This is a genomic window from Desulfobulbus alkaliphilus (genome assembly GCF_016918545.1).
GTDB classification, from domain to species: domain Bacteria; phylum Desulfobacterota; class Desulfobulbia; order Desulfobulbales; family Desulfobulbaceae; genus Desulfobulbus; species Desulfobulbus alkaliphilus.
In genome coordinates this window covers 58,852-79,177 of sequence record NZ_JAFFQC010000016.1, presented here as the reverse complement: position 1 = coordinate 79,177, position 20,326 = coordinate 58,852, and the positions used below count along the sequence as shown (strand labels likewise).

The 20,326-nt window shown below is 52.4% G+C and carries 17 protein-coding genes; 9 read left to right on the top strand and 8 right to left on the bottom strand.

Features of this window, described 5'->3' with window-relative positions; genetic code table 11:
- Positions 1–37 precede the first annotated feature (37 nt).
- Both JWG43_RS10250 and nrfD read right to left on the bottom strand, forming a co-directional pair.
- Positions 38–481: a MerR family transcriptional regulator gene (locus JWG43_RS10250; protein WP_205242828.1), complete on the bottom strand. Its 444-nt coding sequence runs from the start codon at positions 479–481 to the stop codon at positions 38–40.
- Positions 482–564: 83 nt separating this feature from the next.
- Positions 565–1,758 carry an NrfD/PsrC family molybdoenzyme membrane anchor subunit gene (nrfD, locus tag JWG43_RS10245; protein ID WP_205242827.1) on the bottom strand — a complete coding sequence of 398 codons (1,194 nt, stop codon included), beginning with the start codon at positions 1,756–1,758 and terminating at the stop codon, positions 565–567.
- Positions 1,759–2,848: 1,090 nt separating this feature from the next.
- Between nrfD and ftsH the strand changes: the two genes are divergently transcribed.
- Entirely contained in the window at positions 2,849–4,651 is a 1,803-nt protein-coding gene (ftsH, locus tag JWG43_RS10240; protein ID WP_338033257.1) for an ATP-dependent zinc metalloprotease FtsH, read from the top strand.
- Positions 4,652–4,929: 278 nt separating this feature from the next.
- A complete protein-coding gene (locus JWG43_RS10235; protein ID WP_205242825.1) occupies positions 4,930–6,309 on the top strand; it encodes a hypothetical protein in 1,380 nt (459 codons plus the stop codon).
- Between the two features lie 50 nt (positions 6,310–6,359).
- Here JWG43_RS10235 and JWG43_RS10230 read toward each other — a convergent pair whose 3' ends face one another.
- Positions 6,360–6,914 carry a thermonuclease family protein gene (locus JWG43_RS10230; RefSeq protein ID WP_205242824.1) on the bottom strand — a complete coding sequence of 185 codons (555 nt, stop codon included), beginning with the start codon at positions 6,912–6,914 and terminating at the stop codon, positions 6,360–6,362.
- A gap of 135 nt (positions 6,915–7,049) precedes the next feature.
- On the opposite strand from JWG43_RS10230, the gene JWG43_RS10225 reads away from it, so the two are divergent.
- Both JWG43_RS10225 and JWG43_RS10220 read left to right on the top strand, forming a co-directional pair.
- Positions 7,050–7,550: a Crp/Fnr family transcriptional regulator gene (locus JWG43_RS10225; protein ID WP_205242823.1), complete on the top strand. Its 501-nt coding sequence runs from the start codon at positions 7,050–7,052 to the stop codon at positions 7,548–7,550.
- Positions 7,551–7,554: 4 nt separating this feature from the next.
- Positions 7,555–8,625, top strand: coding sequence for a sigma-54 interaction domain-containing protein (locus tag JWG43_RS10220; protein ID WP_205242822.1), 1,071 nt, complete (start codon positions 7,555–7,557; stop codon positions 8,623–8,625).
- A 6-nt stretch (positions 8,626–8,631) separates the two neighbouring features.
- On the opposite strand, the gene JWG43_RS10215 is transcribed toward JWG43_RS10220, so the two are convergent.
- The 5 genes from JWG43_RS10215 to JWG43_RS10195 all read right to left on the bottom strand — a co-directional run bounded on the left by JWG43_RS10215 (position 8,632) and on the right by JWG43_RS10195 (position 14,203).
- A complete protein-coding gene (locus JWG43_RS10215; RefSeq protein ID WP_205242821.1) occupies positions 8,632–10,494 on the bottom strand; it encodes a hypothetical protein in 1,863 nt (620 codons plus the stop codon).
- Positions 10,495–10,833: 339 nt separating this feature from the next.
- A complete protein-coding gene (locus JWG43_RS10210) occupies positions 10,834–11,292 on the bottom strand; it encodes a chemotaxis protein CheX (RefSeq protein WP_205242820.1) in 459 nt (152 codons plus the stop codon).
- A 49-nt stretch (positions 11,293–11,341) separates the two neighbouring features.
- A complete protein-coding gene (locus JWG43_RS10205; protein ID WP_205242819.1) occupies positions 11,342–11,809 on the bottom strand; it encodes a chemotaxis protein CheX in 468 nt (155 codons plus the stop codon).
- A gap of 78 nt (positions 11,810–11,887) precedes the next feature.
- Positions 11,888–12,259 (bottom strand): response regulator, encoded by a 372-nt coding sequence (locus JWG43_RS10200; RefSeq protein WP_205242818.1) that lies wholly within the window; start codon positions 12,257–12,259, stop codon positions 11,888–11,890.
- 162 nt (positions 12,260–12,421) lie between these two features.
- A complete protein-coding gene (locus JWG43_RS10195; protein ID WP_205242817.1) occupies positions 12,422–14,203 on the bottom strand; it encodes a cyclic di-GMP-binding domain-containing protein, MshE-related in 1,782 nt (593 codons plus the stop codon).
- 250 nt (positions 14,204–14,453) lie between these two features.
- Between JWG43_RS10195 and JWG43_RS10190 the strand changes: the two genes are divergently transcribed.
- From JWG43_RS10190 to fliF, 5 genes are all read left to right on the top strand, one after another.
- Positions 14,454–16,886, top strand: a complete 2,433-nt coding sequence (locus JWG43_RS10190; protein ID WP_205242816.1) for a tetratricopeptide repeat protein — start codon at positions 14,454–14,456, stop codon at positions 16,884–16,886.
- Between the two features lie 221 nt (positions 16,887–17,107).
- Positions 17,108–17,521, top strand: a complete 414-nt coding sequence (flgB, locus tag JWG43_RS10185; RefSeq protein ID WP_205242815.1) for a flagellar basal body rod protein FlgB — start codon at positions 17,108–17,110, stop codon at positions 17,519–17,521.
- Positions 17,522–17,559: 38 nt separating this feature from the next.
- A complete protein-coding gene (gene flgC, locus JWG43_RS10180) occupies positions 17,560–17,997 on the top strand; it encodes a flagellar basal body rod protein FlgC (RefSeq protein WP_205242814.1) in 438 nt (145 codons plus the stop codon).
- 3 nt (positions 17,998–18,000) lie between these two features.
- The gene (gene fliE, locus JWG43_RS10175; RefSeq protein ID WP_205242813.1) at positions 18,001–18,297 is read left to right on the top strand and encodes a flagellar hook-basal body complex protein FliE; all 297 of its coding nucleotides are present in this window, start codon (positions 18,001–18,003) and stop codon (positions 18,295–18,297) included.
- 386 nt (positions 18,298–18,683) lie between these two features.
- Positions 18,684–20,282, top strand: coding sequence for a flagellar basal-body MS-ring/collar protein FliF (fliF, locus tag JWG43_RS10170; RefSeq protein ID WP_205242812.1), 1,599 nt, complete (start codon positions 18,684–18,686; stop codon positions 20,280–20,282).
- Positions 20,283–20,326 lie beyond the last annotated feature (44 nt).

The window sequence follows — 20,326 nt, the reverse complement described above, 5'->3', positions numbered from 1 at the left end:
CCGATAACCGCCAGCCTTCGTGTTTCGATATAGGGCATCAACCCGATGATTTGTGCTTTTTTTTTTGCCCGGTTGCTGTTCTTTTCAAGGTGTCGCTTTCTTTCGCTTCCGCCTTGGCGACGGCATCACCTACCTGGTGCAGTGTTTTGGGAACAGCTCGATCCACACGACCTCCACAATTCTGATGAATCTCCGGCGGACAATCTGAAACTTCCCAGCAAGGAACGTATTCCAGCAACTTTTTCAAACCGGGAATACTGATTCCTTCCTCGTGAATAAAAGTGCGCAGGCAGGTTATCCACTGAATATCATCGGCGGAAAACATCCGCCGATTCCCAACCAGGGTCGGTTGCACCAGCCCCTCTTTTTCATAAATCCGTAATGTTCTCGGGTGTACATTCAACAGTTTTGCGGCAACTCCAATCGGATAAATAGGAACATCTGATCGAATTGCCTGTATTTCAGTCTTTTTTCTCGCCATACCGGTCTCCTTGCGGAACCGGCCATCCGGAAAGGAGACAATTGGGTTTTCCAATTGTCCCCTGCCGGATCGCACGGTTTTCCTCAGTGATCTTCGGACAGATGGCCGCGGAACAATCGTTCTCCCAACATGAACAGAACCCCGCAGAAGGAGAACCCGGCCAGAGTGACCATCCATTCATGCAGCGTTGGCGTATACGGCAGAATATGGGGCAGGCCGACGATGCCGAACTCATGATATCCAGGGATAACCAGACCGACGACAACCAGATTATAGCGCATGACAAAGATACCGATGATACTCAACAGAGAACCGAAGGCCATCGCGGTCAGGTTCCTGGCTCTGACCGCAAGGATAATGATAAAGGGAATTACAAGACCCATGGCGACTTCACCAATCCAGAATTTCATGGAATACGGACCGCTGACCAAGGCCATGATAGCTTCATATTTTCCGGGAATCTGTCCGTACACACCGGAGATAAACTTCCAGGTGGTGAAGAACATGATCACAACGTACATCAGGGCACCAAGCTTGGCTACGCAACGAAGAGAATGCTCCAACTCCTCACTCATTTTCCAGCCGTTGATCTTATATCCCAGCCAGTGAAAGAATATAACCGCGGCACAGCCTGACATCATTGCCGAAGTGATGAAATAGATGGGCATGAAGGGTCCGTGCCAGAATTCACGGGCACTGAGCAACCCGAAGACCGCGCCGAGATTAGAGTGGGCGGCAACACCGGCAATAACACCAAGCAGCCCGAACATCCCGGCAATTCTGTGCCGATTGACCTGGAGAAGAGCAAACTCGATCAGCATGAAAAAGAGATACGCCCCGTAGAGAGTCCCCATCCACCAGATACTCGACAGCAGGTTCGGCGAGGTGATATTATAGACAGCCATTCGCCAGGGATTTTCAATTTCAAAGGCAATGACGAGAAAACCGGCAACTATGGTGGCAATTGCCAGATACACCGAGCGTTTGGCAATGGGTTTGAAGGCCTGGAAGCCAAAGACGTGCCCTATGGATGAAATCAGACACAGGCCCGTTGAAGTCACGACAAAAAAGACATAACCAGCCAGCGCCAGTCCCCACGGCACCTCACGGGTCACCCCGTAGACCTGATGAAAGCCGACAATCATGGCGTGCAGACCGAAAGCGACCCCGATCAGGGTAAAGGCTCCTAAAAAAATAATGACTCCGTTATACGCACGGGACGTGCTTCCTTCGAGCCCTCCTTCCTGGGGCAGAACCTTAGTCAATATATTTTGCATGGCACTTGTTCCTCCATATCAAATTGGGGGTGTTCCGTTACGTTCACCCTCTGCTGATTTGTAGTAGTTGCGACAGATACAATAATGTAGTTAGGGCAAATCGCTTTCTTCCCTGACGGCCTGAAGGACCGGTTTGATCCTCAGATCGAACAGCGTATGGAGAACAGCGCCACCCAGCCAGATAACGAAAAACAGTATAGCTTCCATAGACTCTCCTTACTCCGGTCCCCCGGATAGTTCTCTTCCACCGGGTTTTATTGGCGGATAAAAACCCGGTTGTTCGACTTTTCTGCACCTCCTTTTTCGTTATGGTCCGGATATCGATGGCCGGCCAGCCCGGACCCGAACGTAGCCACACGTTCATTATGTTGCATTTTTAACCGGCATCCACAATCACGTCAAGAAAATATCAATACTAATTGACAAAAATATTACAAACTAGATGATCATTATTATCCCAATTAGATAATAAAATATTGGTGGAAATTATTAATTCCCGTTTACTTGCACTTCAGTTGCTGAAAAAAAGATTAATTTACATAGAGATACGAAAAAACATCCCAAAAAAAACAGGACAGATTTCACGGAACAAACTCTTACACCGTTCGATCAAAATGAGCCAGTATCTTTTTAAATCAGGCGACATTTGCTCCTGTTGACAGGATTTTTCTCAACAATCCTTTTGAAATATTTTCCCGCTGTCATCAAAAAAAACCATGGGTCAATATGTTAAAAAAATAACCTGGTCAACAAAAATGGCACGAATAACGCAAGTACTCAAGCAGGTAGTCGCTCCATTCAGATAACGAGCAATCTTCCTGCATACCTCTTCAGGGTGGCGGCCCTGAAGAGGTTTCTTTCTCGCCATCCCCAAGATTCGTCCATCTTTACCTTTGACGGTTTTTATGGTAGCTCAATGAAGGCATGCGGCCTGGTTCTGCCGGCCAGGTTCCAGCTTCCTGGACTCCTATCGTTCCTTGGCCAACTGTGCGGGATAACGGCCCTCCTTCGCATACGCCAGGTGGGCCGCTCACCCGGCATTACAAAACGATCAACACAGAACCAGTTTTTCTCTTATCAGGAGCACCCCGTGCAGCAGTTTTATAAAAATCTCTCCATTTGGCTGATTATTGCCCTCATCGCTCTCCTTGCCTTTAATTACTTCAAAAAAACCCCGGAAAAACATATTGCTGTTCCCTATACTGAATTCCTCGACAGGGTCGAAAGCGGTGTTCTCTCCAGGGTAACCGTGATCGACGATGCCGTCTTCTGGAGAACTGCTGACGGCACCCAGTATACAACCATTGTCCCACCGGCCCATGCAGCCCTCGAGCGTCTTCTTGCCAAAAATGTAGCCGTCACTGCCGAACAGACCTCTCAGCCTCCCTGGTACCTGCCCACCCTGCTTATCTGGGTGCCGATTCTGCTTTTGCTTTTTCTCTGGTTTTTCTTTTTTCAAAAAGGAAGCAGCCGGGGTGGTGGTGGCCGGGTTATGGCCTTTGGCAAAAGCAAAGCTCGCCTTATCAATCCGGAGGAATCGAAAATAAAACTAGACGATGTCGCCGGCATTGACGAGGCCAAGGAAGAAGTTGCCGAGCTGGTCGATTTTCTCAAAAAACCCGAAAAATTTGTTGCCGCCGGGGCCCGTATTCCCACCGGTGTTCTCCTTTATGGCGAGCCAGGTACCGGTAAAACCTTGCTTGCCAAAGCCATTGCCGGTGAGGCCGGGGTCCCTTTTTTCTCCATCAGTGGCTCAAATTTTGTGGAAATGTACGTTGGCATCGGTGCTTCACGAGTCCGGGACTTGTTCACTGAAGGGAAAAAGAAGGCCCCTTGTATCATCTTCATCGATGAAATTGATGCCGTCGGCCGTCATCGCAGCTCAGGTACCGGCGCGGGGGGAAACGATGAGCGTGAACAGACGCTCAATCAGTTACTGGTGGAGATGGATGGTTTTGAAGCCAATGATCATGTCATTATCATTGCCGCCACCAACCGTCAGGACATCCTTGATCCGGCCCTGCTGCGTCCAGGCCGTTTCGATCGTCAGGTCATGGTCCCTCTGCCCGATGTCGGTGGCCGGGAAAAAATCCTCAAGGTTCATGCGCGGAATACCAAAACTGCAGAAGATATTGACTGGCAGGTCATCGCCAAGGGAACACCCGGATTCTCCGGTGCGCAACTTGCCAGCATGGTCAATGAAGCCGCGCTGCTGATGACCAGGAAAAACGCCGAAGTGATTACCATGGATATCCTGGAGTCAGCCAAAGACAAGGTGCTGATGGGCGCCGAGCGACGTAGCCTGATCATCACCGACCGGGAAAAAAAGATCACAGCCTACCACGAAGCCGGCCATGCCCTGGTAGCCTGGATGCTGCCGGGCGCTGACCCTGTCCATAAAGTCACCATCATTCCCCGCGGGCGGGCTCTGGGCCTCACGATGCAGCTCCCGGAAGAAGAGCGCAATTCCCATGATCGGACCTATCTGTTCAATAACCTGTGCACACTGTTGGGGGGCAGAGTCGCCGAGGAAATTGTTTTCAACCAGATGACCACCGGCGCGGGTAACGATATTGAACGGGTATCGGAGTTAGCGCGAAAAATGGTCTGCGAGTGGGGCATGAGCAAAGCCGTGGGACCACTGGCTTTCAGAGCAACGCATCCCATGAGCAGCCGACCAGCCGAGATTATCAGCGAGCAGACCGCGATCCTCATCGATACCGAAGTCAAAGAACTGGTGGTTTCGGCGTACGAGACCGCCAAGGTTATCCTGGAGAAACACCGTTCACAGCTGGAAAAAATAACTGTTGCCCTGTTGGAACGTGAAATCCTTTCCCGTGAGGAGATCCGGGAGCTTATCGGCACGGCCAACGAAATTGACCAGCGGAGGTGAGAGAACGACGGTCACAGTCAAAGCCTGGACCTTGTGACGGATGGACGCTTGTTCGGTTTTTATTTTGCTGTCCTCAGATTATAATTGCGGCGGCATCCTGGGCAGTACCTTTCATCCGCCACCCTTCGGGGTATCCGTGCACACACCATCTTCATTGCCTGTAAACGTCCGATACAGTATTTTTGTATCGAACAGCCACGGACAACGAAGGTAACCCACGGGCGACCATTCACGGTTCCAGGCTGGAACCATGCACCAGCACTTCTCAAGGTGATCATATGCAGCTGCTTCACCCTGCCCGGCTTCTTACAGCCCTGCTTTTCATTCTGGCGGGATTTGTCTGCCCCCTCCATGCCCTGGGTAATCACCAGTCCCTCACCGGCCCCTTTGCCGATGCGCGCGCCGTCACCAAGCAATGCCTGAGCTGCCACGCCGGCCAGGGCGAGGATATTCTGCAGTCAAGCCACTGGACCTGGGAACGTTCCCGGATCATTGGCGCTGAACAGAGAACTTTTGCAAAAAAAACCGGCTTGACCTTTTTCGCTGTGAGTGTGACCGCCAATCCATCCCGGTGCATGACCTGTCACATCAGCACAAACCTGCTCAGCGGTCGTCATGACCCAAGTGCGGCCGCTGATATTGACTGCCTTGTCTGTCATGATACCACCGGCACCTACCGGCGGGAACTGGGCGCACCGGTCGACTCCGTCGACCTCGCCCGGATTGCCGCCAAGGTCGGCCCGCCCAGACCCACCAACTGCCTGACCTGCCACGGCAGGGAATGTGGTCTTACCGGCTTGCAGGGCCATGGTGGTTTTGATACGGATGTCCATCTCCACCATAGCGGTGCGGCCCTCTCCTGTCAGCAGTGTCATCCCGGTCAAGGACGACATGTCCTGCAACGTCAGCTCACCCTTGACGAAGCTGATCCGAAAAAAACCGGCTGTATCGCCTGCCATTCCAGCACCCCCCACGCTCGGGAGCAACTCAACAGACATGCGACAACCATCGCCTGTCAAACCTGCCACATTCCCGTGCATGGCAGGACAACCCCTGCCCTGATCCACTGGAACTGGCTCATGGGGTCGGGCACCACCGTGGATCAGTACACGCAGCAGCCAACCCCTTTTCAAACCGCGGAAGGCCTGACCATGGCAAGCAACCTGCTGCCGACCTATCTCTGGGACAACGGAGGTGATCAGATATATGAGCGGGGGGGACGGATTCAACCGGAGACACTCACCTCCCTCCTTTCACCGTCACCCCGTGACCAGGCAGCACGGATCCACCCTTTTGCGGTGTTGTTTGGCACCCAACTCTACGATGCCAGGTATCGCTATCTTATCTCCCCGGCCCTGACACGGGCGGTCCCCACCTTTTTCAGTGATGCAGGTTGGGATCAAATCGCCGCCGAAGGCATGAACAATTTGCGCCTGCCCTTCAGCGGTTCCCTCGGGTTCACCACCACCGCCTCGTTCCGCCGGCTGAATCATGGGGTTGCACCCACTGCCCAGGCCCTGGGTTGCATGGACTGCCACGGTAAATCAGGCCGGTTACCCTGGGATGCGCTGGGGTACACCAACGACCCCTGGATTGAAGGGCTGGCCCCGGATCGCTCGGTCGAACGCTCACGAATCCAGGAGATGGAGTCCCCCTGAATCCGTGACGGACGCTCACGGATCCAGGGTAGCGGTCATTTGCAGAGCGGTTACCGCTGAAGCCTTTTCCATTGCCAAGGGGGTAAAGGGTTCCGCTCCTCCCACAAACCTGTCCTCTGCATTCTCGCGCTCCGCTCCAAAGTTTTCAGTTCCGTACACAAAGGCTGAGCCAGACAGTACTTTGGATAGACCCATGCCCAGCCCCTCCTCACCAATTCCCGGTTGACCAGGCGGTCGCCACTCCAGACCAGGGCAACAATGCGGCCGTAGCGGTCTTTATCCATGGTTTTCAAGGTTACGGTCTTCCCCATCACCATGGTTCTGGTGAAATGGCCCGCCTCTTTTCCGCAAGGTTGTCCATATTCGGGACAGTCGATGCCAAAAAGCCGGATCCTGTACCGCTGCGATCCTCTTTGCACTTCAAGGGAATCACCGTCAGCTACTCTCACCACTCTCGCCTCCCAGGTTTGCGCTGAAAGGTCCCGCAACGATCCTGCGAGGATGGTTGCCAGCAAGATGAGGACGAGCAAGGCAAAAGATGGCCGCAGCCATTGGCGGCTGGCATTGCGGAACGCCTGTCTATTGTCAATAAAATGACACTGCAAAGGAAAGCTCCTTGTTTTTCAGGGTTCACCTATGGTAGGCTGATTAAGAAATCATACTCAACACCGGCAAAAAGGCCATCAAAGGCCGCCTCCCGACCCGTTGCCGGCTGATAACGCCGTCTGGTTGCCGCTGGCATGAAAAAAATACCTGTTGCACCTGATCAAGAACTCACGGAAAACGAGGAAAAGACCAGGGACTTGATCCTGACCCTGCCCCTGTTTGATGCCTTTCGGACCGATGAGATCGATATCCTTTCCCGCCATATGAACCATGCGGAGATCCTGCGCGGCGAACACCTTTTCGCTGAAGGGGACAAGGGAGATTTCATGTGCTTTGTGGTCCGCGGTTTACTCGACGTCCTGAAAACATCGACCAACGGGACTTATCGCGTTATCGCCCGACTGGGCAAGGGAAATACCATCGGTGAGATGTCGATCATCGATAAATCGCCGCGATCTGCCACGGTTATCGCCCGACAGCCTTCGGTTGTCATTATCTTGACAAAAAAAGGTTTTGATATTCTCACCAATCGTTACCCGGTTGTGGGTATCACCCTGCTGAAAAAAATCATGCGATTACTGAGCCTCAACATGCGCCTCACCACCAGTAAACTCGCTGACAATCTTCCGGACTGAGCCCATGGCCCACAACTCTTTCTGTGGAATAATCGGTCGCAGCGAACCTATGCAGCGGTTGTTCAAACTGATCGAAAAACTGGCTGAAGACAGTTCCAGCACCGTACTGGTCCAGGGTGAGTCAGGAACAGGCAAGGAACTGGTGGCCAAAGCCATTCATGCCAACAGCCCAAGGAGTGGACACCATTTTGTACCGGTCAACTGTGCCGCGATCCCCGATGATCTTCTGGAGAGCGAGTTGTTCGGGTATACAAAAGGAGCCTTTACCGGGGCAACGGGATCCAAAATCGGCCGCATAGAATATGCCAACGGCGGCTCGCTCTTTCTCGATGAAATCGGGGACATGAAACCGGTTCTTCAGGCCAAGCTGCTGCGGGTCCTCCAGGAAAGAGAGTTCGAACCGGTTGGCGGGCTGAAACCGATCCCGGTGGATGTCAGAATCATCGCCGCCACCCATTGCAACCTCGAACAGATGGTCGCCGAAGGCAAGTTCCGGGAAGATCTGTACTACCGGCTCAATGTCATCCCGGTTTTCATCCCTCCATTGCGCAACCGACCAGAGGACATACCTCTGCTCATTGAACACTTCATCAAAGCCATAGGAAAAAACAAGAAGAAGGCCTTGACCGGTTTCGACCTGGTCGCCATGAAGACCCTCACTTCCTGCCCCTGGAAAGGTAATGTCAGAGAACTGGAGAACCTTATCCAGCACATGACCATCCTCCACGGTGGTTGCCAGGTGTGCTACGGCGACCTCCCCGAAAAATATCAGCATGGTCCAGGAACGCCGGCCCCGTCCTGCCAGCAGGAAGAGAATGGGTCTGGGCCGGAGCAGTTGCTGTTGTTTTCGCAAGCCGCTCCGGCACTTCATGAGACCTGGCCGGAGAGCGGCATTGATTTCAATGGACTGGTCAACGATTTTGAAACCCGCCTGATTGTGCAGGCGTTGAAGATGGCTCAAGGCAACAAAAAAGAGGCGGCCCGTCTTCTCAACCTCAAGCGAACAACCCTGCTGGAAAAAATCAAAAAAAAGGAACTCTTCAACACGGGCATTGAGGAAGGAGAAACTGAGTAAAGTCGATCAGGCCGCTTGTTTCACCAGGTTGAGCTCTATCTTTTCCCTCACATCATCAGCCGTGGAAGGCGTAATGAGAATGTCACTGGCACCGTATTTCACCGCCTTGAGCACCATGGTTCTCGTCCAGGCAGGACCAGCGGCAACCAGGGGAACGGCCAGGCCGGCACTGCTGATCTTGATCGCCACCCCAAACCCTTGCTCATTGACCTCGCGCATAACCAGAAAAATCAGGCGAATACAGGGCGCGACCACAGCACTGACCGAATCCTTGAAATGAAGATTGCGCGGTGCATATCCCATGTGCCGGAGTATCGAGGCGATCTTCTCGCCTTCACTTTCATCATCCGTATAAATCAATATATCCGTTCTCTCACCGATGTCATCCCGCTTACAATCAGATTCCCGTTCCGGCACTTGCTTCGACCGGTTTACGGTCTCGGTGACCGTGGCTACCTGCTCACCTTCTACCATCGGCTCACTTTTGGCAACCAACAGATCCTGCAGATCCAGGGCCGCAAGTGGAAAAAGAAATTGCACTCGCCCCAGTTCCTTTTGGTTGTAGCGAACTTTCCCGCAAGAAAGATAATAGGCATGATCGGGAAAGACATCGTCTGAATCGGGATCGACTTTGGCGGGGGCGACCAGTTCCATGCAGGTTTTGGCAAAGGCGAGCCTGGAGCGGTACCGCTGTTCAAATACGGCAGTATAAACCCCGGCGATAATGTTCGTTATTTCTCCGTAGGCGTCCCGCGCATCGTCCCCTAATGTTTCCTGGCGGACGGTTTCTTCCAACTCGCTCTCCGGAAGCATAATGAGTGTGCCACCCAAATGTATAGCCGCCTTAAGTTCAATAAAGAGAAAAGCCTCCCCTTGATGTTCTCCACGAATATCCATGCGGGACATCACCAGCTTTGTCCCTGTCCGATCGAGAAAATCAGCTTTCGAAATAATCTCGTTTTCCTCCGGCAGGATTTCCAGACTCCCACCAAGCAGCCCGGTCACCTCTTCTCCTGTCTTCTCCTGGCAACTCTTCAGCAAAGTGTCAACAAGCTCTTGCTGTTTGCCTGTGTCCTTGCCGCCATCCGACGACCGCGGTCGTCGATTTGATTCATTGATCGCGGATTCCGAGACAGGCCTTGCCAGAACTTCGGTCGCCTTGTCATCCTCCCTGGATTTTTCTCCTCTGGTAATGGGCTGTACCGACTCCACTTGCTCGGCGGCAGAATTTGCCACGAGTCGCTCTGGTTCTTTTGTCCTGGGAGAATTCGACTCGTTCCTGATTTCCTGGTGGTCCTCTGCAATCAGTCCAAACGCATGCGCCGGCATAACCAGATCGAGTTCGCCGAGATCATGCCCGTCCAGATGCATAGGCACGGTCATGACATACCAGGCAATATCGGCAATGGGGTGAACGGATTCCACCACCCCTTTCCGCGGCGCTACAACCTCCTGCTCAACACGGATAAAACGAACATTTTTCGGGTATTGCTCTTCAAAGGTTACGGTAACAGCCCCGCAGACGATATTGGCGATTTCTCCAAAAGAGTCCGCCAATTCTTCGGAATAGTCTTCGTTTTGAACAACGCTTGCCAGTTCGGATTCCGGCAGCATGATAAGTGTGCCACCAACATGAATGGCATCACGGATGTCGGCCAGCAGGCAGCCTTCTCCCTGTACATCACCCTCGATTCGAACATGGGCAAGAACACGTTGGCCGCTCTGATCGGCAAACAGTTCTTCTTTGTCGATCTGCCGGAACCGAGGCGGATCAAGCTTGAACGGCTTCCCGAGGAGAGCGCCGACTTCCTCCTGGATCCGATGACAGCAGGCGAAGAGGATTTTATCAAAGCGTTCCCTGGCTTTCATACATAAAACATTGTTGGCAAAAGGGCGATTCGAGTCATGTGGGCTAATCAGCTTGCCTCGCGCAAGGCATGGATCTGTTTCGGCGGAAAAATTAAAAACCTATAGCATCTGTGATCAAAACCTTGAATACCCCAGCGGTGGCGAGAAACCGTTCACCAGTACTCCACCTGTGGACGATCAAACTGCCGCGTACAGGATCTACCATGGCCCATCAGTTTGTCTGTGCACACTTGAAAAGGTGGTAAACGGTTTTGAATTCAGGTCATACGGTCTTGTACTTGTCCCAGATAAACGTTGACAAAGAGTGGTCGTCCGCCAACTTCATCGCATGCTTTTGCTTCAGGAAAAAATATATTTGAGTTCCACACCGAATCGTCCGCAAGGGGTGCCAAAAGGAACAAAAACCCGTGTTGCTGAAGCCAGTCCAGAGATTCGGAACGAGGAACCGATCACGGTGACCGGAATCGCGAGTTCAACATTACTACCGAATGGGGCCAAGGCCGTTTTCAGACCGCCAGCGACCATATTGGTTATTTCGCCTATGGCATCCTTGCAGTCCTCGCCTAGTTCCTCGATATCCATGCCCAGCATGGCTCCGGTGATTTCCAGCGCCACCGCGGCAGGACAATGGATAGCGACAACCCCTTTCAAATCCCCGGCCAGGCCGATACAACTGATCAGGTTGGTATCAACAGCAAGGACTTCGGTTTTGCCTGAGGTTTCCGGGACGACCTCAATGAAGACCATGGAATTAAAAACCTCCATGGTAGCGTCAATCAAAAATTGTTCCAGTTCCAAAAAACTCGACTCCGTGGGTAAAATGAATTCAACATGTTCGCGCAGACGATCAACGTTCCAGTTCCACCTCAACGTAAAAAATACCACCAGGTGCCTGGAACGGCAGAATTACCTGGTCCACTTCGGTCTGGGAGGTAAAGCTGTACTTCTCACCTGAAATTGTTGAAGGCAAGGAAAGTTGAATATCCTTACCTCGATCGGAAAGAATGGTTTTCAGATTGCCCCCCAGCATATTGGCTATCTCACCAATGGCATCCTGGACGTCTTCGTTGATTTCGTCGACTTCCACGCCGAGAAAACTGCTGGTAACCTCCTTGGCGACCTGATTGGGAAAATGAACCGCCAAAACACCTTTATGGGTACCGGCCAACCCGACCATACCGGTGATGGAGTGTTGCAGCGATCCCAGGCTCGAGAGCGGTTCTCCGGCTACCGAGATCTCCATCATGACCATTCCTGTAAATATTTCTACTGTCGACTCAATGAGTTTTTCGCTGATTTCTATAAAAATGCCCACACCATCCCCCCTTCTCAGTTTTCTCTACCCCTCCAACCGTACACAGACAATTATCGATGAAAGGGAAACCCATTCTTCCTACATCAACGGCCCAAGGACCTCGTTGACCTTGTCAGGGGTGAATGGTTTTTTCAAGGCACCGATAGCGCCAAGACTCTTCGCTTCTCCAATAATATCCTCACCGGTTTCGGTGGAGATCATAAAGACAGGAATATCCTTGATTCCAGGACGATTTCCCTTTTCACGGAGAAACTCGATCCCGTTCATATTCGGCATGTTGATATCGCTCAAGACAATGTCTATCGATTCCTTTTCGAGAACGGCCAAGGCTTCCTGGCCGTCACCGGCCTCATAAATTTCACCGAAATCAAGCCCTGCCTGTCGTAATGAGCGGCTGATAATTTTTCGCATAGTACTGGAATCGTCTACTAGTAAAACATTTTTAGCCATTGTATTCTCTCTCCTGCTCATTTAAAAAAAACCATACCCGATATGTCAATCTGCTCAACGTATCCAAAATGACAACGGGATATCCTTTCTGCAAAGATTTTATCAAGATCAAAACCAGGAAAGCAAGTTTTCTTGCTGGATGACAACGATTTCCCGCTCCATTCAGCACCGGTGCGGAATCTTCAGGGTGATGCGGGTTCCTTTTCCCGGCTGTGACCATACATCAAAGGCAGCCCCAAGTCGCTGTACTGCCCTGCTGACCACAACAAAACCGCAGGGCCGGCTGGTTGATTTTTCAAGCCGATCGTTTTTCTCTTGGTGTTGCACCAAAAGGTCGATACATTCCCGGCAGCTCAACCCCTCGATTCTCACCGCCCCAACGAGTCCGCGAGCAACGGCCATGGCCGCCAGTTTCTTCACATCCATACCGCGACCATCGTCCTCAATGCTCAGCCACAGGTCATCGTGTACCCGCAAAGCTCCCAGCGTGAGTCGACCCAGTTTGTTCTTGCCAAATGCCTCCCGTTCTCTGGCCACTTCCACACCATGCTCAATGGCATTGCGGAGAAGATGAAAGATCGGTTCAGCCAGCAGGGCCAAGGTGACTGGATCGGGAAAAAATCCAGCGCCTTCAAGGTCAAAACGCACCTGCTTATGAGTTTTATCGGCCAGATCTCGCACCACTTTTTCCAGATGGGCAAGGAAAGCAGGCACGGCCTCCTGCTGGTGGGATTCCATCAAATCCAGCAAACCGGTCAGCACGGCAACAGCACCCTCCTTCACCGATTCCCTTGCTGCAACACCCCGGATCAGATCGATCATCTGGGCAAATTTTTGGCTGTCAATGCAAACATGGACCTGAGGCACGGAGAGCGACGGATCCTGCTCCTGCGCCGCGCTCGCTGACTGGGTCTTTGCTTCGGTCCATTGTTCGGAAATCTGCATTCGTGACTGGGTTCGAAGGATCTGGTCTACCTGGTCCCGAGTCACCTTGCCCATGTCGACCAGAACCTCTCCCAGACGGAGCGGTTTTTCCTCGCGATGCAATTTCTGACGATCTAGGGCCTGATCCACCTCCAGGGGATCCACCAGGCCAGCTTCGATCAACAATACACCGAGTGGCTGGCGCATAAGGCCCTGCAGGGCACCGAGATGTTCGGCCAGTCCTTCAATAGTGCAATCTTCCAAGGTGTCGTATTGGAAGAGAAACTGGCGTACCGCATCAATACTGCGTAAAAAAACACGCTCTGGGTATTCCGTATGAAAAAAAGAACCCTTGAGAAACCGGTCCAGAATCGAAACAAGGACACCACACACCTGTGCCGGTTCCCGCAACTCAAAAAAAGAAAAATTATCCCGCAGGCGCTGGAGAAGCCGTCCCAGACCGGCAACTCGCTGCTGATCCATGGCGATAAAATCCCACAACACGAATTCCTGTTCCACTTTTTCCAGCAGCCACTCAGTTTCCCGAAAAAAATCTTCCTGTATATCAATGTGAACTGCTGAGGCGGTTTCTGTATTGAATCCGGCTTTGTGCTCTATAAAAACGGAACGGAGAATCGCCGTGCTCAACTCGGCGGCCGGCGCAGCCAGGCGTTGATCATGTTCATCGACACGAACAAGATCAAGCCCCTGCTCAATGAAACGGTAGGATTCAGCCAGCAGAGATATATGGACTGGCTGAAGAGAAAACAAACCGGAGCGGGTTCGATCCAGCAGGTATTGCATGGCATCGGCAGGACCCGACAGATTTTCAAGTTGCACCGACCTGGCCTGCTCATCAATAGTATGAAACAAACGCCAACAGACATCCAAGGCGGCCTGGAAAGCAAAGCCTTCTTTCGCCCCTTTGACAAGGTCACGAACAAAGGGCCGGGCCTGCTGGAGCATTACTTCAATTTCATGAACAAAATCAGTTAATTTGATCTCATATTTTTTTGGCATACACCCACTTTCCTCTCGGCAAATGCTCGTCCCGCCACGCTCTTTGAGCGTCCACGCATCACCGCCAAAAAGATGACACAACAGACACGAATCCATCAAAGATGGTTTTCACCGGCAATGAAAAAATAATACGGTGAACCGAAAAAACTGGAATTTTTATGCCGGCATACTTATTGCTAAAACAATGACCAAACCCCTTTCCTGTCCAGCAGCTCGATACCGGCCACGCCCTTCGCTCTTGCAGTAGACTATGAAAAACTCGTTGTATTGCATAATCGCCCTGTTCCTGTTGACTGTCAATCAGTTTTCAGTGACCTCTGCAACGGCTGCCTCCACGCTCAATATCATCAATCGCGAGGACGAAGTGGCACGATTGCAGCTCTTTCTCCACTTTGATCAACTCCCCTCGTTTATGACCGAGACCAGCGGTCGACGAGTCACTGTGGAACTGAAAGACACTGTCATCGCCGATAACATTGTTGAAGTGACCACCGACGAACGGTTGATCAGAATGGTCAGCAGGCAGATGGGTGCTGATATGCTCCTCTCCTTTTATTTCCGCTATCCTCCACAAAAAGTAACCACAGATAGTCGCGAGGAAACAGGCCTGCTCATCGTTGAAATCCTTCCCGGCAACCCGCTCTCCGCCCGGTATCCAGAACTCTCAGCTGAATTCGACGGAGTCACTGTTCTCCAGCGTCGTCATGCCGACGCCCTCAATCCAGTCAACATCTCACCGTATGTTCACGACTGGAGATCCTTTTTCATGCTGCACGAAGCACCGCTCACCATCAATCCGCCGCCACGTTTTTCGCTGCCTCCCTTTCCTCTGGCAGCCGCCATGCCTCCTGACCTTGACCTTGAGCAATGGCTTCCACCAGAAATAGAATCTCTTGCCCGCGCGCACAGATGGGATGAAGCACACCGGGTATTACGTGAACAGGTACTGGAGCAACCGGATGAGTCGTTCAAGGAGCGCCTCCTGCTCACCTATGCCGAAGCTCTGGTCCGAGCCAAAGAATATCAGGAACCCTACCTGCTCCTGCAAGGCATCGCCCGGGAATATCCCGATACCCCGATGGCCACCCTGGCTCAACTGCTTTTTCTCTATCTCAAAGCAGACAACGGCAGGGTCCATTCCGCAGCCCATGAACTGAAATACCTGTGCCGGCACATGAATACTATCGCTCTTTTTCCCGGTCACTGTGCCATGATTTTAGCCGAAACAGTCCTCGCATCCGGTCGGCCCGCCGAGGCAGGCCGCATACTTGCTGAAGCATCCACGGACAACGACCCGATGTTGCCTGACCTCCACCTGCTACGGCAGGCCGACCTCCTGTATGATGCCGACAATATTCGGGCGGCCCTGGATAGCTACCGAGAAGTGCATGAACGACGACCGGAACTGCTCCTTGGCGATCCGATGTCTCTGGCCCGCTTCAGTGATGCCTTGTACAGGAACCAGCAGTACCGTGAAGCAGGAGAAAGGTATCAGCTCTTGAGTGAATTGCTCAGGAATGAACCATATCAGGATCTGGCTCTGTTTCGGGGGGCTCAGTCGAGGTTGCACCTTCCGGAAACAGAACGCAGCGGCAGAATCGCTCTGGTCCAGATCCGAGATGCTTTTCCCCACACGGAAGGGGGCGAACGTGCCCTGCTCAGGCAAACTGATCTGGATTACCTCTCGGGACGTATCGATGCAGCAACCGCCGCCACTTTGTACAGCCGCCTGGGCCGAGAAGCCGGCAGTGTTTCCCTGCGGGAAGAGGCGTTCTTCAAGCAGGCCCTGGTCAATGCCCTTGCCGGAGACCGCCGAGCAAGCGTAGAACAGTGCATGGACATCCTCCGTGCTTTTCAAAGCGGAACTCTGCGCACCGAAACCATGGCCCTGCTTTTTCAGCAACTTCCTGGCGTGATACGACAACTGGTCAGCGACCAGGAGTATGTTCAGGCACTGACCCTGGCCATGCAGAACAGAGGGTATTTTGCCCGCGGCTGGCTGGGCACCGACCTGTTGTATGATGTTGCCGAGGCGTACAGTGCCCTCGGTCTCGTCGCTGAGACCATTCAGACCTATCAGTACCTCTTTGAAGTTGCTCTTCCGGAAGAATCTGAACAGCTGTACCTGCCTTTTATCACCACCCTTCTGTCCGCCGGTCAATATGTCCGGGCTGAGGAGTTCGCCGACCGTTATCTCCACCGTTATCCTCAGGGACAAGACGGTCCGGAAATTTTTCACCTCAAGGTGCAGGCTATTTTTGCAAGCGGTCGCTCTGCACAGGCCATCCGCCTTCTGCAAAGCAACCATCAGATGCAAACACCCCAGCTCAGCCTCCTCGGCGCCCACATCTTTTTCACCGAACAGCAATGGGATCAAGTGATCACCATACTCAGTGACCCGAACCTTGAACAGTACCTCAATGCAGGCGAGCCCCTTTTTTACCTGGCGGAATCCTACTTCCAAACTGGCCAGCTCACTCTGGCCGCCCCTCTCTTCCGCCGTTTGGCAGCCCAAGAGCATGGCTCGGAACAAGCCGGCTTCAGACTGGCTCAAATTGCCCTGTACATGAACAACCGTCAGGAATCCCTTAATCTCTTCACCGAACTGGCCGAAAAAGGAACAGACCCCTTGTGGACCCGTTTGGCCCGTGAACAGGTGGCCATTCTGCAGCTGGAACAATAAAGACACCCGTCAGTGTCCATTTTGAAAACGAGATTTTCTGTTCGCCATCAAGGCACCTCGATTCGTTCGAACGTAGAAATTCAGCATAGATCCCAAGGGAATCCATATGACGGTATAATCTGGAATCACGAAAATAGAATCGTCTCAAGACAAGGGTTCAGCAAGAATTAACAAAACTTTCCTCAAGCAATCTCAAGCAATAACAGGACAGCGGAAAAATCATGCCGAAAATACATCAATTCGACACCACCATGCAACTGCTCCACAAGGTGCTGGACCTGCGCTCAAAGAATCAGGAAATCATTGGTTCCAACATTGCCAATGCCGAAACTCCGGGTTTTTCCGCACGCTCCTTCTCCTTTGAAGAACAGTTGAAATCGGTCCTCTCCGGTGGAGAGCTGACGATGGTATCAGCCCACCCCAGGCATATCCCTTTGTCTTCCACCAGCATTGACCAGGTAAGCGGTACCATCAGTATCAAACGGGACAATACCGGTATTGGTGACGAAAATACCGTCAGTGTTGACCACGAAATGATCAAACTCTCGGAAAATCAAATTCTCTATGAAGCAGCGATTACCATGCTCAACAAAAAACTGGCAATGCTTAAATACGCTGCAAGCGGTGGCATGTAATTTGCTTGTAAATTTTAAAACGTACTGGAGTACACCCCATGGATATTTTTACCACCTTTGACATTGCAGCCTCCGGCATGAAAGCCCAAACCATACGACTGAACACGATCAGTTCAAATCTGGCCAACGCCGAGGCCACTTCAACCCCTGAGGGCGGTCCGTACAAGAAAAAATCCGTGGTATTTCAAACCGAAAACCTGCCGTTCAGGCATCAGTTACAGCAGTCTCTGCTCGAACGTGGCCAGGCGCAGGGTGTCAAGGTCGCCAGAATCATAGAAGATCCGGAACCGCCTCAACTTCGTTACGACCCAACACATCCGGACGCCCGGGAAGACGGGTACGTGGAAATGCCCAATGTCAGCATTCTCAAGGAAATGGTGGACATGAAATCAGCAACACGCTCGTATGAGGCCAATGCCACTACAATCAAGTCTGCAAAACGGATGGCCATGAAGGCCCTGGAAATAGGAAGATAACAAATGAAAATTCTCCCGGATGCCGCCCCTTTTCTCAACCAGGTTCAACCCGCGCCTATCAGTGATTTCTCTCAGGCTGAATCCGCGTTCGGCTCCATGTTGAAAACGTTGGTGAACGAAACCAACCTGCAACAGCAGGTTAGTGACCAGCGCGTGCAGCAGGTGCACGGCGGAGGTGAAAAGAATCTGCATGAGGCCATGATTGCAATAGAAAAAGCAGATATTTCCTTGCGATACATGGTGCAAGTCCGCAACAAAGCTCTCGAAGCATACCAGGAAATTATGCGAATGCAGGTCTGATCAACCAATATTTTTTCATGAAAACGCTTTTTCCACCGGCAAGCAGATGATCATAGGAGCACAATGAACAGCATGGGTCCAGACTTCACGGGTCCAAACTTCATCCTGAATCCGTGAGCGTACGCCCCGAAGGGCGGATGGTGAAGGGTATTGTCAAGGATTCAACTGAAATAACAACAGGATATATCCAAAACAAGCGTCCAGCCATCACGGATTCAAGATTCATGATCGATGCCCCGAAAACTGCTACTGCCACAGGCAATGGACCTGCCCCTCGCTGAGGTTGCGCAGGGTTACCTGGCATGGATTATGTACATCATGCACTGTCGATAACAACAGTGCTCTGCCACATCAAGAGACTCTAACGGTACCCACAGGAATGCACCATGGCGGAACAGACCGAAGTTACTCCCCAAAAATCAAAAAACGGCTGGCAGATACTCGTTGCCACGATTGGCGGGTGGCCTCTCTCCAGGCAAATATCACTGGCTGCCGTCACGTTGATCTGCCTGAGCCTTTTCGCCTTTATCATCATTCAAGCCAGGGTTGTCGACTACCAGAGGCTCTATGGAAACCTTGCCGAAACCGATGCCTCCGCCATGGTCGATTGGCTGAAAGGTCAGAACATTCCCTATCGCCTGGCCGACAATGGTCGTACCATTATGGTCCCGGCAAAAAACATCTATGAAACCCGCCTCGCCATGGCTTCGGCCGGACTGCCTCAAGGCGGTGGTGTCGGTTTTGAAATTTTTGACCAACAATCGTTCGCCATCACCGATTTTGTTCAAAAAGTCAATTATGCAAGAGCATTACAAGGAGAGCTGGCCAGGACCATAGCTGCTCTCGGCCCAGTGGAAACAGCCAGGGTCCACCTTGCCTTACCGGAAAAACGTTTATTCAGGGACCAGCAACAACCGGCCACCGCCTCTGTTCTTCTCCGTCTTGGCCCTGGCAGAAGACTGGGAGAAGCGCAAGTCGAAGGTATAATCCATCTGGTTTCCAGTTCCATCGAAGGACTGGATCCCGAACAGGTGACCGTCATCGACCATAATGGCAACGTCTTGTCCCGGATTGACGGCAGAGGTCTAGCTGGGGCTTCGCTCTCCCCGGACATGCTCGAGTTTCAATTGATGGTCGAGCAGCGTCTGGAGGAGCGGGCTCAGGCGCTCCTCAACAGATCACTTGGCCCCGGCAACTCCATGGTACGGGTCACTGCCACTCTCGATTTTTCACAAACGGAAAAAGTTGAGGAAATTTTTGACCCCGATGATCCCGTGATCCGCAGCGAACAGGTGAGCGAGGAAAAATCAGGTGCAGAGCTGGTCGGAGGCATACCCGGTGTCCAGGCGAATCTTGATGGGAACGCCGCCATGGGTATGGGAGCCATGCCGCCTTCCAGTCGATCCCAGCGCACCACCAATTACGAAATCAGCAAGATCGTCTCCAAGACCACCCTTCCGGTCGGCACAGTGAACCGGCTCTCGGTCTCGGTCCTGGTTGCCGACAGAGTAACTCCAGTCACCAATGATGAAACGGAGACAGCGTTACCAAGGACAGAGGAAGAACTGAAAGCCTTGGAAAACATGGTGGCCTCGGCCCTGGGACTGGACAGAGCCCGGGGAGACAGTATCGAGGTCACGTCCATGCCTTTCCTGGATCCAATCGACGAACTCGATACCGAGTGGTTTGCCGCGGCCACCCTGTATCAATACATGCCGCTTATTCGCTATGGCATTCTCCTGCTGGGAGGACTGCTGCTCTATTTCCTGCTGATCCGCCCCCTCGTCACCACCCTCAAGCGTGACGTCACCAAGCATTACAAGACGGTGGCGCAACTGGAAGCGGAGCAGGCTGAAACCACCCCCACTGACAAAGTTCACGCTCCAGCCCGGGACAACATGCTGGATAAGATCAAGAACTCAGTCGACGCCGATCCGGCCTTCAACGCGCATGTCCTCCGTGGCTGGATTCAAGAAAAAGGCTGATGACAGATACTGAACCGAACTGCCACCATGCATAGAAACAGGGA